The 14,598-nt window shown below is 73.0% G+C and carries 16 protein-coding genes; 7 read left to right on the top strand and 9 right to left on the bottom strand.

The genetic code is table 11. The annotated features are described in order from the left end of the window. Positions 1 to 3 precede the first annotated feature (3 nt). The 3 genes from ACFYVJ_RS04240 to ACFYVJ_RS04230 all read right to left on the bottom strand — a co-directional run bounded on the left by ACFYVJ_RS04240 (position 4) and on the right by ACFYVJ_RS04230 (position 2,566). Positions 4 to 690, bottom strand: coding sequence for a uracil-DNA glycosylase (locus ACFYVJ_RS04240; RefSeq protein WP_101425747.1), 687 nt, complete (start codon positions 688 to 690; stop codon positions 4 to 6). 44 nt (positions 691 to 734) lie between these two features. After that, positions 735 to 1,817 carry a WD40/YVTN/BNR-like repeat-containing protein gene (locus ACFYVJ_RS04235; protein WP_388886462.1) on the bottom strand — a complete coding sequence of 361 codons (1,083 nt, stop codon included), beginning with the start codon at positions 1,815 to 1,817 and terminating at the stop codon, positions 735 to 737. A gap of 98 nt (positions 1,818 to 1,915) precedes the next feature. Then, positions 1,916 to 2,566: a DUF305 domain-containing protein gene (locus ACFYVJ_RS04230; RefSeq protein ID WP_388886461.1), complete on the bottom strand. Its 651-nt coding sequence runs from the start codon at positions 2,564 to 2,566 to the stop codon at positions 1,916 to 1,918. A 175-nt stretch (positions 2,567 to 2,741) separates the two neighbouring features. On the opposite strand from ACFYVJ_RS04230, the gene ACFYVJ_RS04225 reads away from it, so the two are divergent. Next, positions 2,742 to 4,220 carry an LVIVD repeat-containing protein gene (locus ACFYVJ_RS04225; RefSeq protein ID WP_388886460.1) on the top strand — a complete coding sequence of 493 codons (1,479 nt, stop codon included), beginning with the start codon at positions 2,742 to 2,744 and terminating at the stop codon, positions 4,218 to 4,220. Positions 4,221 to 4,310: 90 nt separating this feature from the next. Here the strand turns inward: ACFYVJ_RS04225 and ACFYVJ_RS04220 are convergent, their stop codons facing one another. After that, complete coding sequence (locus tag ACFYVJ_RS04220; protein ID WP_388886458.1) at positions 4,311 to 4,952, bottom strand: TetR/AcrR family transcriptional regulator; 642 nt, start codon at positions 4,950 to 4,952, stop codon at positions 4,311 to 4,313. Positions 4,953 to 5,246: 294 nt separating this feature from the next. On the opposite strand from ACFYVJ_RS04220, the gene ACFYVJ_RS04215 reads away from it, so the two are divergent. The 3 genes from ACFYVJ_RS04215 to ACFYVJ_RS04205 are packed head-to-tail and all read left to right on the top strand — an operon-like array spanning position 5,247 to position 7,063. After that, positions 5,247 to 5,735, top strand: a complete 489-nt coding sequence (locus tag ACFYVJ_RS04215) for a DUF402 domain-containing protein (protein ID WP_388886457.1) — start codon at positions 5,247 to 5,249, stop codon at positions 5,733 to 5,735. Position 5,736: 1 nt separating this feature from the next. Further along, positions 5,737 to 6,513 (top strand): nucleotidyltransferase domain-containing protein, encoded by a 777-nt coding sequence (locus tag ACFYVJ_RS04210; protein ID WP_388886456.1) that lies wholly within the window; start codon positions 5,737 to 5,739, stop codon positions 6,511 to 6,513. Positions 6,514 to 6,571: 58 nt separating this feature from the next. Next, positions 6,572 to 7,063, top strand: coding sequence for a hypothetical protein (locus ACFYVJ_RS04205; RefSeq protein ID WP_388886454.1), 492 nt, complete (start codon positions 6,572 to 6,574; stop codon positions 7,061 to 7,063). A 37-nt stretch (positions 7,064 to 7,100) separates the two neighbouring features. On the opposite strand, the gene ACFYVJ_RS04200 is transcribed toward ACFYVJ_RS04205, so the two are convergent. From ACFYVJ_RS04200 to ACFYVJ_RS04180, 5 genes are all read right to left on the bottom strand, one after another. Beyond that, positions 7,101 to 7,799 carry an HAD family hydrolase gene (locus ACFYVJ_RS04200; protein ID WP_388886452.1) on the bottom strand — a complete coding sequence of 233 codons (699 nt, stop codon included), beginning with the start codon at positions 7,797 to 7,799 and terminating at the stop codon, positions 7,101 to 7,103. Beyond that, on the bottom strand, positions 7,796 to 8,485 hold the full coding sequence (locus ACFYVJ_RS04195) for a phosphatase PAP2 family protein (protein ID WP_388886450.1): 690 nt from the start codon (positions 8,483 to 8,485) through the stop codon (positions 7,796 to 7,798). The genes ACFYVJ_RS04200 and ACFYVJ_RS04195 overlap by 4 nt, the downstream gene beginning before the upstream one ends. Before the next feature lie 10 nt (positions 8,486 to 8,495). Next, the gene (locus ACFYVJ_RS04190) at positions 8,496 to 9,437 is read right to left on the bottom strand and encodes a M56 family metallopeptidase (RefSeq protein ID WP_388886448.1); all 942 of its coding nucleotides are present in this window, start codon (positions 9,435 to 9,437) and stop codon (positions 8,496 to 8,498) included. A gap of 72 nt (positions 9,438 to 9,509) precedes the next feature. Then, positions 9,510 to 10,076 carry a DUF5134 domain-containing protein gene (locus ACFYVJ_RS04185; RefSeq protein WP_388886446.1) on the bottom strand — a complete coding sequence of 189 codons (567 nt, stop codon included), beginning with the start codon at positions 10,074 to 10,076 and terminating at the stop codon, positions 9,510 to 9,512. Positions 10,077 to 10,243: 167 nt separating this feature from the next. Beyond that, positions 10,244 to 10,927: a glycerophosphodiester phosphodiesterase gene (locus ACFYVJ_RS04180; RefSeq protein ID WP_388886445.1), complete on the bottom strand. Its 684-nt coding sequence runs from the start codon at positions 10,925 to 10,927 to the stop codon at positions 10,244 to 10,246. Between the two features lie 335 nt (positions 10,928 to 11,262). Between ACFYVJ_RS04180 and ACFYVJ_RS04175 the strand changes: the two genes are divergently transcribed. From ACFYVJ_RS04175 to ACFYVJ_RS04165, 3 genes are read left to right on the top strand one after another with little or no spacing between them, the layout of a single operon-like run. Continuing rightward, a complete protein-coding gene (locus tag ACFYVJ_RS04175) occupies positions 11,263 to 12,672 on the top strand; it encodes a DUF6421 family protein (protein ID WP_388886443.1) in 1,410 nt (469 codons plus the stop codon). Between the two features lie 41 nt (positions 12,673 to 12,713). Then, positions 12,714 to 13,499, top strand: coding sequence for an SDR family NAD(P)-dependent oxidoreductase (locus tag ACFYVJ_RS04170; RefSeq protein WP_388886441.1), 786 nt, complete (start codon positions 12,714 to 12,716; stop codon positions 13,497 to 13,499). Further along, positions 13,496 to 14,596 (top strand): threonine aldolase family protein, encoded by a 1,101-nt coding sequence (locus ACFYVJ_RS04165; RefSeq protein ID WP_388886439.1) that lies wholly within the window; start codon positions 13,496 to 13,498, stop codon positions 14,594 to 14,596. Before ACFYVJ_RS04170 ends, ACFYVJ_RS04165 begins: the two co-directional genes overlap by 4 nt. Positions 14,597 to 14,598 lie beyond the last annotated feature (2 nt).

The following is a 14,598-nucleotide window of genomic DNA, read 5'->3' as shown; positions in this document are numbered from 1 at the left end:
CGGCTATCCGTTCGTCGGCAGCGTCCAGTCCACCGGCTCCGCGCCCTGCTTCTGCAGCAGCTCGTTGGCCCGGCTGAAGGGGCGGGAGCCGAAGAAGCCGCGGTCGGCGGACATGGGGGAGGGGTGGGCGGATTCGATGGCGGGGTAGTCGCTGAGCATGGGGCGCAGGTTGCGCGCGTCGCGGCCCCACAGGATCGCCACCAGCGGCCGGCCGCGGGCGGCGAGCGCCCGGATGGCCTGCTCGGTGACCTGCTCCCAGCCCTTGCCGCGGTGCGCGGCGGGGCGCCTGGGCGCGGTGGTGAGCGCCCTGTTGAGCAGCAGCACGCCCTGCGTGGTCCAGGGCGTGAGGTCGCCGTTGGCCGGGCGGGGGTGGCCCAGGTCGTTGTGCAGCTCGCGGAAGATGTTCTCCAGGCTGCCGGGCAGCGGACGCACGTCGGGGGCGACGGAGAAGCTGAGGCCCACGGCGTGGCCAGGGGTGGGGTAAGGGTCCTGGCCGACGACGAGCACCCGTACGTCGTCGAACGGCTGCTGGAAGGCCCGCAGCACGTTCGGCCCCGCGGGCAGGTAGGTGCGTCCCGCCGCGACCTCGGCGCGGAGGAAGTCGCCCATGGCGGCGATCTGTTGGGCGACCGGTTCCAGGGCCTTGGCCCAGCCGGCTTCGACGATGTCGGGGAGAGGACGTCCAGCCATGGCCGGTCACTCTACTGGCTCCACGGACCCCCACCCGCCACGTCTCAGACAGCCGCGGCCCGTACGCACAGCACGTCCGGCAGGTGCGCGGCGAGCTGCGTCCAGCTCTCCCCTTCGTCGGCGCTGGCGAAGACCTCCCCGTTGCGGTTGCCGAAGTACACCCCCGCGGGGTCGGCGTCGTCGGTGCACAGCGCGTCCCGCAGCACCGTGCCGTAGTGGTCCTCGGCCGGCAGCCCGGCCGACAGCGGCTCCCAGGTCGCGCCGGCGTCCGACGTGCGGTAGACCCGGCAGCGGTTCTCCGCGGGCACCCGGTCGGCGTCCGCGGTGATGGGGAAGAGGTACGCGGTGCCGGCGCGCGAGGGGTGCGCCGCGACGGCGAAGCCGAAGTCCGAGGGCAGTCCTGCGCCGATGTCGGTCCAGGTGGCCCCGGCGTCGTCGCTGCGGTAGACGCCCCAGTGGTTCTGCAGATAGAGCCGGTCCGGGTCCACGGCGTCGCGCGCGACCTTGTGCACGCACTGGCCGAACTCCGGGAACTTCTCCGGCTGGAAGACGACCTGCACGCCCGAGTTCGACGGGGCCCAGCTCGCCCCGCCGTCCACCGTGCGGTACACCCCGCCGGCGGACACGGCGACCGTCACGGACTCCGCGTCCCGCGGGTCGGTGACCACCGTGTGCACCGCGAGCCCGCCGCCGCCCGGCTCCCACTTCTCCCGCGTCGGGTGGTCCCACAGCGACCGCATCAGCTCGAACGTCTCGCCGCCGTCCACGGACCTGAACAGGCCGCCGGGCTCCGTGCCCGCGTACACCACACCGGGGGCCTCGGCCCCCGCGGGCTGCAACTGCCAGACCCGCTCCAGCGAAGTGCCGGTGTCCTTCGGGTACTTCACCGGCTGCTGCCCTGGCTCCTCCCACGTCGCGCCGAGGTCGTCGGAGTGGAAGACCGACGGGCCCCAGTGGGCGCTGTCGCCCCCGGCCAGCACCCGCGGCACCGCGCCGCGGGTGTCGATGCCCACCGAATAGATCGCCTGGGCCTTGAAGTGGGGCCCGTCCAGCTCCCACGCGCCGGCCCGGCGCCGTCCCAGGAACAGCCCCTTGCGCGTTCCGACCGCCAGCACCACGTCCTGCATAGGGTCCACCTCCGTGCGACCTCGTCGTCGACTACGGGTCAGTCTGCACCCGGCCACTGACAACGCCCCCGGGACGCGCGGAACCGCAGGCCGGGGAGCTACGCCAGCTTCTCCATCCGGCCGATCTCGCTGAGCTGCTGCGCGATCACTCCGGTCGCCAACTGCTCGACGTACTCGTTGTTGCCCTTGCCGAGCACTTCCTCGGCCATCTTCACCGCGCCCTCGTGGTGGGCGATCATCAGCTTGAGGAAGAGCGCGTCGAACTCCCCGCCGCGCGCCGCCCGGAGCCGGTCGAGGTCCGCCTCGCTCGCCATCCCGGGCATCCCCTCGTGCCCGCTCCCGTGCCCGCCGTGGCCGTCCTCGCCGCCGCCCGGGTTCTCCTCCAGCCACGCCTCCATCACCGCGATCTCCGGCTGCTGCCCGGCGGCGATCCGCTCGGCGATGCTGCGCACGTTCTTCGCGCCCGCGTGCTCCTCGGCGAGGTCGGTCATCACGATCGCCTGCCCGTGGTGCTCGATCATGTCGCGCATGTACGTGGTGTCCGACGAGTTGGGCCGGTCGTCGCCGCGCGCCTCCTCGACCTCGTCCGCGGGGATCGTGGCCGCCTGTTCACCCGGCTTCCCGGGCGCGATGACGGACGCCTTGCCGCCGTCCCCGGCGTCGTCGGTCGAGTCGCCCCCGGTGCAGCCGGCCAGCAGCAGGGCGGCGGTGAGCGGAACGGCTGAGGCGAGCGCGCGACGGTGCCGCAAGGTGACCTCCGTACAGGTGGTTCCGGCGAGTTGCCAGGTAGGTCTAGCACGACCGAGTACTGACAGGACCAAAAGTTTCCATTACAACTGTGTTTCCGTCTGTTGTTCTGTACATGCATGGCGGGATACTGCCTTGATTTCAACTGCCGTAGGCGTACCACTGGGAGGGAATCACGTGACGTCGTTGCACAGATCACGAACGCGGCGCAGAGGTCTGGCCGCGGCCGCGGCCCTGATCGGGCTCGTGGGCTCGCTGCTGACCGCCGGCACCGCGGCGGCGGTGCCGGGCCCGGGCGACGGGCCGAACGCCCCCAAGAAGCTCAGCAGCACCGAACGTTCGCAGGCGCAGGACGCCATCGAGCGCGGTGACGTGCCGGGCGTGGACGAGATCGACAAGAGCGACAACATCGAGCATGTCGCCCACCTCGACAAGGGTGCCCTCCAGGGCACCAACTCCGACATCGCCTTCCAGGGCCGTTACGCCTTCGCGGGCAACTACGACGGCTTCGTCATCTATGACATCGCCAACCCCAAGAGCCCCGAGGTCGTCAGCGAGGTGCTCTGCCCCGGCTCGCAGAACGACGTGTCGGTCTCGGGCGACCTGCTGTTCCTGTCCACCGACTCGTCGCGCAGCGACGACTCCTGCAACAGCACCACCCAGCCCGCCACGGAGAAGGACTCCTGGGAGGGCATGAAGGTCTTCGACATCAGCGACAAGCGCAACCCCGAGTACGTCGCCGCCGTCGAGACCGCCTGCGGCTCGCACACCCACACCATGGTGCCGGAGCGCAGGGACGTCTACCTCTACGTCTCCTCGTACTCGCCCAGCGACACCTTCCCCGACTGCAAGCCGCCGCACGACGGCATCTCCATAGTCAAGGTGCCGCGGTCCGCGCCGGAGCGCTCGGCGGTCATCGACTTCCCGGTGCTGTTCCCCGAGGGCGGCAACCCGGGCAGCCCCGGCAAGTCGGCCACCACCGGTTGCCACGACATCACCGCCTTCCCCAAGCTCGGCCTCGCGGCCGGCGCCTGCATGGGCGACGGCATCCTGATGGACATCTCCGACCCGGCGAAGCCCAAGGTCATCGATCAGGTCAGTGACTACGAGAACTTCGCCTTCTGGCACTCGGCGACGTTCAGCAAGGACGGCAAGAAGGTCGTCTTCACCGACGAGCTGGGCGGCGGCGGTGCCGCGACCTGCAACGAGGAGATCGGCCCGAAGCAGGGCGCCAACGGGATCTACGACCTCAAGCAGCGCGGCAAGAAGTCCGAACTCATCTTCCGCAGCTACTACAAGATCCCGCGGCACCAGGCGGACACCGAGAACTGCGTCGCGCACAACGGCTCGCTGGTCCCGGTGGCCGGCGGCCGCGACATCATGGTGCAGGCCTGGTACCAGGGCGGCGTCTCCGTCTGGGACTTCACCGACTCCAGCAAGCCCAAGGAGATCGGCTACTTCGAGCGCGGCCCGCTCTCGGACACCTCCCTCGTCACCGGCGGTTCCTGGTCCGCGTACTACTACAACGGCTATGTCTACTCCAACGACATCGCCAAGGGCCTGGACGTCCTGAAGATCAACGACCGGCGCACGGACAGCGCGCGCTGGGTGCGGCTGCCCGAGCTGAACACGCAGACGCAGCCGGACTACCGCTGATCCGCGGGCACCGCTGACCGGCACCTCGCCGGTCGGCACCGGTCCGCGCACCGTCCGGGCCGCGTACCCGGCGGTGGCCGCTTCCCGCGGCTACCGCCGGTGCGCGGCCTGCACCGGCGTCCCGTCGAAGGGCAGCACGCCCTCCGGCGGGACGCCGAGGTGCCAGTCCAGCCCGTACCGCCGGAACAACTCGCCGCGCAGCCGGTCGAGCGGCATCGGGACTCCCGGCAGCAGCAGCGCGAAGACCGCGCCCATGAGCTGGGCGCGCAGCATCGGGTACTCGGTGTCCGGGTGGGGCGAGCCCCAGCACGCCACGGTCTCGCGCAGCAGGACCGCGAGCTGCTGCTGCTCCGCGCACTGGATGAAGCCGTCCGCCTGCAGGATGCCCGCCATGTGGTGCCGCATGAGCACCGGGTGGTCCTGCGAGAGCCCCAGGACCGCGTCGATCGCGCGGGCCATCCGCTCCTGCCCGTCCTCCGTGTGGGACGGGCGCTCCAGGGCGGCCCCGAGCGTAAGATGCATCAGCCGGTGGACGGCCGACTGCACCAACTGGCGTTTGCCGGGAAAGTAGTACGAGACCAGACCGCGCGCGGAACCCGCGCGTTCCGCGATGTCTCCCAAGGTCGTGCCCTCGAAGCCCCGTTCGTCCACCAGCTCCACCGTGGCTTGCAGCAGACGCTCCCTGGAACGGCGTCGGAGTTCTTCATTGACTGCGGGCCTGCGGGGGGACATCCTGTAACTCCTGCCTTCACTGGCTGAGAGCCAGTATACTCAGCGAGGCTTCCGGTACTGAGGCGAGCACGCCCGGTGCCGGGTGGAGCGGTGGGCTCGGGCGATGCGGGGGATCGCCTGAGCCCACCATGTCTCGGCGCGGAGTTTTTTCGTCCTGCCGGGAACCCGGAGCCCCCGTCGGCCGTTTGACGGTGTGAGGCCCCGCGCTCCCCCGTCGCGGGGCCTCACCAATTGCCGTGGCCGGCCGGCCCGCTGCGGTACCGTGCCCGGGGGGACGCGTACGGGAGGATGGGCATGCTGACACCGGGCCGCGAGGTCGAGGTCACGCTGGTCAAACAGCTCAGGCCGGGCCTGAGCTACCCCGCGGTCGTCGTCCGCGACGACGGCAACCACGCGGTGGTACGGGCCCCTTGGGCCGGCCCGAAGGAGCGCGACGCGGGGTACGTCCGGTTCGAGCAGGGCGACGTGTGGACCGAGCACTTCTGGCGCGACCGCTGGTATTCGGTCAAGGAGATCCGGGCCGCCGACGGCCGCGTCAAGGGCTGGTACTGCGACGTGGCCAGACCCGCCCGCGTCGAGGAGGACCGGGTCACCGTGCACGACCTGGAGCTCGACCTGTGGCTCTCCGGCGACCGGCAGACCCTGCTCCGGCTCGACGAGGACGAGTTCGTCGCCAGCGGCCTGCCCGAGCACGACCCCGGCACCGCCGCCCGCGCCCGCGCCGCGCTCGACGAGCTGGAGGAGCTGGCCCGCGCCGGCCTCGACGAACTGCTGGCGGCCTGACGTGACCTCGCGCGACGCCGCCCGGCCGCTCCTGGACCGCTTCCTCGCCGCCCTGCGCGCCGCGGTGCCGCTGGAAGCACTGTGGGCCCACGGCTCGCTCGCCCTCGGCGACTACCGCCCGTACCGCAGCGACCTGGACCTCATCGCCGTCGTCCGCCATGACGTCGGCGCCGACCCCGCCGCCCGCGGACGGCTGGAGGCGCTGCACCGCAGGCTCCACAGCGAGGTGCCGCTCGCCGCCAAGCTGCACTGCTCGTACGTCGCCGTGGACCGCCTCGCCGGCGCCGGCCTCGACCACCTCACCTGGGCCCACGCCGAGTTGTTCAGCCGCCCCGTCACCCCGGTCACCCGGCGCGAGCTGCACACCGGCGCGCTGGTGCTGCACGGTCCCGGCCCTTCCGGGCTGCTCCCGCCGCTGCCGGACGCGGAGTTGACCGCGTTCATCCGCAAGGACCTCGCCGAGTACTGGCTGCCGGCCACCGCCTCGCGGCGGCGGCGGTGGCTGCGCGACGTCTGGGTCGACCTCGGCCCGATCACCGTCGCCCGCGCCGGCGTCACCCTGCGCGAGGGCCGCCTGATCACCAAGGGCGAGGCCCTCGACGTGCTCGCCGCCACCGGCGCCCCCGCGGCCCTGGTCGACGACATCCGCGACCGGCGCTACGCCGAACACCCGGCGCGCACCGCCCCGCTGTGGCGGCTGCGCCGCGCCACGCTGGCCCGCGACTACGTCCGCTCCCGCATCCCCGTCATCCTCGCGGACCCCGGCACCGCTCCTTGACAGGACGGTGTACGGAGTCCACTGTGCCGTGCACTTCCCCACCCCGAACGGGAGTCGCATGGCTGTCTACATCTGCTCGCTCATCGTCGACAAACCGCAGGTCATACCCGCCGACGGCGAGTACCACATCGTCCGCTTCCCGTACGGCTCCCGCGAGTCGTTCGACGCCCACGGCATGCACCAGGCGGCCCAGCCGGACGGCAAGCGGTCCTCCTTCCCGGACCGCCGCTCCGGCCTGATCTGGCCGAGCCGGGAGGGCTGGGGGTCGCTGACCGCGATGGTGTACTGGGAGACGGGCGACTACACCGAGGTCCGGGACCGGTTCGTCCGCGACCCGCTCGGTCTCGCCGGCGGCTACGACGCCACCGCCACCGAGGACCACGCCGGCACCCCGGGCGGCGAGTACCGCCACAAGCACCACGAGATCTTCGTCCGGCCGCGCACCCCGCTGGCGTTCCTCGTCCGCCACAACGGCGGGCGGAGCGCGCGCATCACCCACGCGCAGTTCAAGCTGGCCATCCACCCGGCCGCCGAGATGCCGGCCGCCTGAAGCCGGACTCCCGCGCTGGCGGCGGCCTTACGCGCTGTCAGCCGACGAGCGCCGGCACCGGCCGCAGCCCGTCCGGGCGTTCGGCGGCAGGCAGGTGGTGCACCGGGAAGTAGCCGCACCCCAGCGCCGTGGCGCCGCCGTCGGCGCGGCGGTCGTCGCCGACCATCAGCACGTCCTCCGGCGCCCGCCCGACCGCCTCGCACGCGACCCGGAACAGCCGCGCGTCCGGCTTCTGCACCCCGTGCTCGTACGAGAGCGTGTACGCGTCCACGTACGCGTCGAGCCCGTGCGCGCGGAACACCGGCCGCAGGTCCCAGCCGATGTTGCTCACCACCCCCACCCGCACCCGGCGCTCCCGCAGCCGGCGCAGCACGGCCGCCGCGTCGGGGTACGGGTCCCACGCCGCCGGCGCCATGTGCCGCTCGTACAGCGCCTCGTAGATCCCGTCCGGCCACGGCAGCGGGACCAGCCGGGCCAGGCCCGTGTAGGCCGCCCGGTGCCGCTCCATGCTCCGGTCCCGGGTCCGCCACAGCTCCGCCAGCGACTCCGGTACGCGCTCGGGGAAGCTGCCGCCGGGCAGCGCCCCCGCGCGCTCCAGCGCGGCCGCGTACCGCACGACCGCGGCGTCGTCGGCGGCCACCCCCGAGGCGTCGAGCGCCGCGCGCAGCCACCGCACCGCGGGCTCGATGCGGAACAGCGTCCCGGAGAAGTCGAAGAGCACTGCCTTGGGGCTCATCCGCGTACCTCCGACCGCTCGTCGCGCGGGGACCGCTCCACCGCGCCGTACGCCACCGCCGCGATCGCCGCGACGGCCGCGCCCATCAGGGCGCCGCCGATCACGTCGCTCATCCAGTGCACCCCCAGCCACACCCGGGTGAAGCACACGCCCGCCACCGACACGGCCGCGGCCGTCCACGCGGCGTACCGCAGGCCCGCCGGCACGCCGGGCGTGCGGCTCAGCACCCACAGCAGCAGGCCGCAGACCAGCGCGACCGTCATCGCGTGGCCGGAGGGGAAGGCGGCGTGCGAGGCGGAGTCCACCGGGTGGGCCCACTTCGGCCGGTCCCGGCCGACCCCCGCCTTCAGGGCGTACTGCAGCACCCAGCCCACCGCGACCGCGCTCGCCAGCCACAGCGGCAGCCGCCGCGCGCCGCGCCACAGCAGCCAAAGGATCACGGCCAGGATCAGCAGCCGCATGGTCGCGGGGTCCCAGACCCAGTCGGTCATGATCCGGTTCGCCTTGGTCCAGCCCGGTTCCGACAGGGCGGCGGAGTGCAGCCGCCGGGCCACGGTGCCGTCGGCGTCCATCAGCGGCTGCCAGGTGGCGGCCACCAGCACCGTGAGCAGGACGCTCAGCAGCGTGAGGACGGCGGCGGTGAGGCGCAGGGCGGGGGAGGCGTGGCGCGGCGCGGCGGCTGTCACGACGCCGACCCTACGCGAGCGCGCTGAGCCCGGGGCCGAAAGCCACCAGCAGCGGTACGGCGGGCGCCGCCAGCGCGGCGAAGGTCAGCCGCAGCCGGCGGGCCGGGGTGAACCGCGGCGCCGCCGCGAGCAGCCGGTCGACGCGCTGCGGGAGGTGGGCGTGGTGGCCGTGGCCGGGCCCGGGGCCGAACACGCCGCGCTCCTCGTTGAGTTCGACCAGTGCGGTGGCGAACGTCATCCGTCCGAAGCGGCGCGAGGCGACGTCGTCCGCGGCCAGTTCGCACAGCCGGTGCACCTCGTCGCGAAAGGCCCGGAAGACCGGGAAGCTCGGTACGCCCGCGAGCGCGCCCGCGCAGTGCTGCAGCCAGTGGTGGCGGGCCCGGCTGTGCCCCTGCTCGTGCGCGAGCACCGCGTCGAGCTGGCGCTTCTTCAGCCGCCGCAGGGCGGCCGTGGTGATGACGAGCTGGGCGGCCTGCCCGCCGGGCAGCCACCAGGCGTCGGGGCGCTCGCCCTCCAGCACCACCAGCCGCTCGGCGCCGGTGTCCTCGCCGGGCAGCAGCGGCGCCCGGCGGCGCAGCTCCTCGCGGCGCCGGCGGCGCTGCACCCGGGCGGTACGGACCTCGCGTACGAACATCACGGACGTCCACAGCCCGCCCGCCGCCAGCGCCACGGCGAGCACCGCGGCCCAGGTGGCGCCGGTGGCGTCGCCGTACGCGTCCCGCACCGCGGCCGGCGCCGGGGCGAAGACCCCGCTGTGCACCTGCGCCCAGGCCACGGCGGCGCTCAGCGACATGGCCAGCCCGCAGCACAGCAGCACGGCGGCCACGACGCACTGCCACACCCACAGCGCGAGCACCGGCTCGCGGTCCGCCCACGCGGCACGGGTCAGCAGCCGGGGCGCGACCGCGGCGGCGACGACGGCGAAGGCGAGCAGCGTGAGCGGGATCACCATGTGATCAGCGTACGGAGCCGGGGCGCCGGCCGGTACGTGTCCGCCCGTGAAGTGACGGACGACACCGGGCAGTCAGAGGGCGAGGAGCATGGCGACCATGCCCGTCCCCATGCAGACCCGGCACGCACCGGCCAGCTCGGGCCGCGCCGCCCACCCCGCGACGGTCCCCGTCCCGGCCGGGACCGGCCCCCGCGGACCCCCTGCTCCCGCGGCGACCGGCCTCAGCCCCCCGTGCAGCACATACAGCACGTAGTACGCAAGCAGCCCCGCGGTGACGGCGGGCAGCCCGGCGGCGGCGCCGTGCCCGCCGTGGCCGGCCGCGCCCATGGCCACCGCCATGTACACCATCGCCAGCGCCCCGATCGCGTGGTGCAGATGGTGCCCGGCGGCGCGCAGCGGCAGCACGGCCCGTACGAACGCGGCGCCGAAGACCACCGCGAACGCACCCGCCGTCCACGCCGCGGGCCCCGGCAGCCCCGCGGGAAGGGCCATCGCCGCCATCCCCAGACCCATGAGCGCGTCCCCCGCGGCGCCGCGCCGCTCCTCCGCGGCGACGGCCCGCATCCGTAGCAGACACAGCCCGGCGACGCCCGCGCAGAGCGCGGTCAGCAGCAGGCCGGCGAGCGGCGGTCCGTGCATCCGCGGGCCCCCTCGGACGACGACGGCGGCGGCCCCGCGGCACGACTGCGGCGGCCGGCCGGTGCCGGCCCGGAGTGCAGGGCGCTTTGACGGAAGGCTGCCCGCACGACTGCGCCCGCACGCGAGCGCACAGGCGCAAGGAGCGGGCGCAGGGGGCGCGCGGCGGGTCAGGCGGTGAAGCGCACCGAGTGCTTCATCCCGGGGAAGTCCGTCACCACGCCCTGCAGCCCCAGGCCGCGGGCGAGCTTCAGCTCCTCGGGGGTGTTGACGGTCCAGGCGATGACCTTCAGACCCGCGTCGTGCGCGCGGTCGGCCAGCTCCAGCGTCAGCCGGCGGATGTTCAGCGACAGCATGACCGCGCCGACCTCGCGGGCGCGGTCGACCACCCCGAGCCCGTAGTGGCTGGCGACCAGCACCCGCGGCACGTCGGGCAGCAGTTGCCGCATCTCCGCCAGCGCCTCGTCGTGGAACGACAGCACCTCGACGCGGCCGACGAGGTCGTGCGCGGTCATGGCCCCGGCGAGGGCCTTCGCCGCGGCGGCGTCCTTGATCTCGACCTGCAGCCGGCCCTTCACCGCCTCGACCACCTCGTCGAAGGTCGGGACGCGCTCGCCCTGGCCGGCGTCCAGCTCGCGCAGCTCGGCGAGCGTGAAGTCGGCGATGGGGCCCTCGCCGTCCGTCGTGCGGTCCACGTCGGGGTCGTGCATGACGACCAGGTGGCCGTCCTTGCTCAGATGCACGTCGAGCTCGATGGCGTCCATGCCCTCGCGATCCGCGCGAACGAAGGAGCGGATCGTGTTCTCCGGCTCGACGCCCATCAACCCGCGGTGACCGATGGTCAGAAATGACACTGCGCTCTCGCCCTCCGTCGGCGGTCCGTCACAGACTGGCGCAAAGCCTAGGCCAATTCGGGGAGATCGACACCGGTCGTGCGCGGGTCCGCACGGCGGGTCGACGCGGAGCCGCGGGCGGGGTCACCCGGAGGTGGGAGGGCCGCCCCGCGCGGCTGCCCGGGCACCCGTACGGCGTGGGGAACGGGAAGGGCCAGGGGGTAAACCACGGATCGCCGGAAGATTTACGTTCCGTACCCGCGAGCTGCGCAAGGTTTCCCGGAGGCCCGCTTGAGGGAGGTCCTGGTGCAGAGATACGGTGGGGAAACAGGAAGTTCTTAACGTAGGAGTGGTCCATGACGGAAATTCTTGCTTCCGCAACCGCGGAAGGTGACGTTCTGTCCGCCGCGGACGCCCCGCGCGTAGTCGAGCACCCCGCCTGGGAGCGGCTCAAGGCGGCCGTCGAGGAGGTCCGCCCCTGGCAGGCAAAGGACGGTTCGATCGACTTCGAGGCCGAGGGCGCACCGGCGCGTCCCGCCGTCGAGGACGCGGTCGAGCGCGCCGCCGCCGCGGTACGGGAGCTGTCCCCGCTGGTGCCCCACGACGCCGCGTACCACGACGCCGTCGTCGCCGACCTGCGCCGGTGGGCCGCCGGCGGCTTCGGCGTGCCCGACTTCCTGGACTCGGTGCTCGCCTTCCACCCCGCGGACCACCGGGCCGACGGGCTGCAGCACCTCGTCGTCTTCCCCATGTACACCCAGAACGGCAACCCGGACCGCAACTTCGAGGCCGTCGTCATCCGCGTCGTCTGGCCCGGCTGGCTCGCCGAGCTGGAGCGCACCCGCTACGACAACCCCATGTTCCTCGGCATCACCTTCGAGGACTTCACCGCCGGGTACGACACGAACTCCGCCGTGCTCTTCCCCGAGACCATCGCCATGCGCGAGGTCCCCCCGCGCTTCACCTGGGGCGCCATCTTCTGCGACCGCGAGGCCGCCCGCTTCCGCCGCGTCAGCACCGCCGCCGCCGGGGCCACCGGTCTCGAGCTGCCCGAAGAGGCCCGCGGCCTGCTCACCGACCAGGAGCGCGCCCAGCAGACGTTCGTGCTGTGGGACATGGTCCACGACCGTACGCACAGCCACGGCGACCTGCCGTTCGACCCCTTCATGATCAAGCAGCGGCAGCCGTTCTGGATGTACGGCATAGAGGAGCTGCGCTGCGACCTCACCGCCTTCCACGAGGCCGGCAAGCTCGCCGCCGACGGCTTCCCGCAGGGCCGCGACGTGCAGTACGCGGTGCTCATGGACCGGCTGTTCCGCTTCCCCGTCACCGGCGAGCGCAACCGCAACTACGACGGTCTCGGTGGCCAGCTCCTCTTCGCGTACCTGCACAAGCACGACGCGCTGCGCTGGACCGACAACCGGCTGTCCGTCGACTGGGACCTGGCCCGCGAGGTCACCGGACGGCTGCGCAACGAGATCGAGACGCTGTACCGCGAGGGCATCGACCGCCCGAAGCTGGTTCACTGGTTCAAGGCGTACGACCTGGTGTCCACCTACCTGGCCCCGCACCCCGGCTCCACCTGGGCCAAGGGCCCCGACGCCCTGGACCTGGCAAAGCCGCCGCGGAAACTCGTGGACGACGTGCTGCCCGACGAGTTTCCCCTCAGCATGTTCTATGAGGCCCTTGCCAAGAAGCTGCGCAAGGTGATCGAGTCGACGCGGGGCATCACGGCCGAGACCGCGGAACTGGCGGACGCCGCGTGACGGACCCCGCGGTCGGCAGGGCAGCGGAGGAGGAGATCGTCATGAGCCCCGGGGCAAACGGCAGTAACGGAAACAGCGGGCCGCTGACCGGCGCCGTCGTGGCCGTGGCGGGAGCGGGCGGGCCCGCGGGCCGGGCTGCGCTGTGCCGGCTCGCCAAGGCCGGCGCGGTCCTCGTCGGCTGCGACGCGGACGCCGAGCGGCTGGCCGAGTCCGTGAGCGCGGCGCGGGCCGCGGGTGGCGGCGCGGCGCAGGTCACCGGCGACACGGTCGACCTGCTCGACCTGCACGCCGCCCACGCCTGGGCCGAGCGCATCGAGAAGGACTACGGCCGCGTCGACGGCCTGGTCCACCTCGTCGGCGGCTGGCGCGGCTCGCGCTCCTTCGCCACCACCGACCTGGCCGACTGGACCGTGCTGCACGACCTGCTCCTGCGTACCGTGCAGCACACCTCCCTCGCGTTCGACGAGCCGCTGCGCCGCAGCGACCGCGGCCGCTACGTCCTCGTCAGCGCCGCCGGCGCCAGCCAGCCCACCGCGGGCAACGCCGCGTACGCCGCCGCCAAGGCCGGCGCCGAGGCGTGGACGCTGGCCATGGCCGACGGCTTCCGCAAGGCCGGGGAGGCCGAGGGGCTGGACGGGCCCGCGGGAGCGGCCGTCATCCTGGTGGTCAAGGCGCTGGTGAACGACGCGATGCGCAAAGCCAAGCCGAACGCCAAGTTCACCGGCTTCACCGACGTGGACGACCTTGCCGACAACATCGCGGAGGTCTGGGACCGGCCCGCGCAAGAACTGAACGGGACCCGCCTGTGGCTCACCGCCCGGCCATGACCACGACGACCACGGGAGCCGCGGGACAGGCTCCGCGCACCGACGCCAAGCGCCGCCACGACCCGGCGGCGCGCGGCTTCGCCAGCGACAACTACGCCGGCGCGCACCCGGAGATCCTCGCCGCGCTCGCCCTGGCCAACGGGGGCCACCAGGTCAGCTACGGCGAGGACGACTACACCGCCCACCTGCAGCACGTCTTCCGCGGCCACTTCGGCATGGACGCCGACGTCTACCCGGTGTTCAACGGCACCGGCGCCAACGTCGTCGCGCTCCAGGCCGTCACCGACCGCTGGGGCGCGGTGATCTGCGCGGACACCGCGCACATCCACGTCGACGAGTGCGGCGCCCCCGAGCGCGTCGGCGGACTGAAGCTGCTGACCGTACCCACCCCGGACGGCAAGCTCACCCCCGAGCTGATCGACCGCGAGGCGCGCGGCTGGGACGACGAGCACCGTGCCATGCCGCAGGTCGTCTCGATCACCCAGGCCACCGAGTACGGCACGGTCTACACCCCGGACGAGATCCGCGCCATCTGCGACCACGCGCACCGCCGCGGCATGCGCGTCCACCTCGACGGCGCCCGGATAGCCAACGCGGCGGCGAGCCTGGACGTGCCGATGCGCGCGTTCACCAACGTCGCCGGCGTCGACATCCTCTCCTTCGGCGGCACGAAGAACGGCATGCTCCTCGGCGAGGCCGTCGTCGTGCTCGACCCCGGCGCCGTACGCGCGATGAAGCACCTGCGCAAGCTCTCGATGCAGCTCGCCTCCAAGATGCGCTTCGTCTCGGCCCAGTTCGAGGCGCTGCTCGCCAGGGACCTGTGGCTGCGCAACGCCCGCCACGCCAACGCGATGGCCGCCCGCCTCGCCGACGGCGTACGCGGCGTCGACGGCGTCGAGGTGCTGCACCCCGTGCAGGCCAACGGCATCTTCGCCCGGCTGCCGCACGACGTGTCGCTGGCGTTGCAGAAGGACTTCCGCTTCTACTTCTGGGACGAGGCGGACGGCGTGGTGCGCTGGATGTGCTCCTTCGACACCACGGAGGAGGACGTCGACACCTTCGTCGCCGCGATCGCGGAGGAAATGCGGAGGACGTAACC

The organism is Streptomyces sp. NPDC004134 (genome assembly GCF_042874195.1).
GTDB lineage: Bacteria > Actinomycetota > Actinomycetes > Streptomycetales > Streptomycetaceae > Streptomyces.
This window is presented reverse-complemented; position numbering and strand designations above follow the sequence as displayed.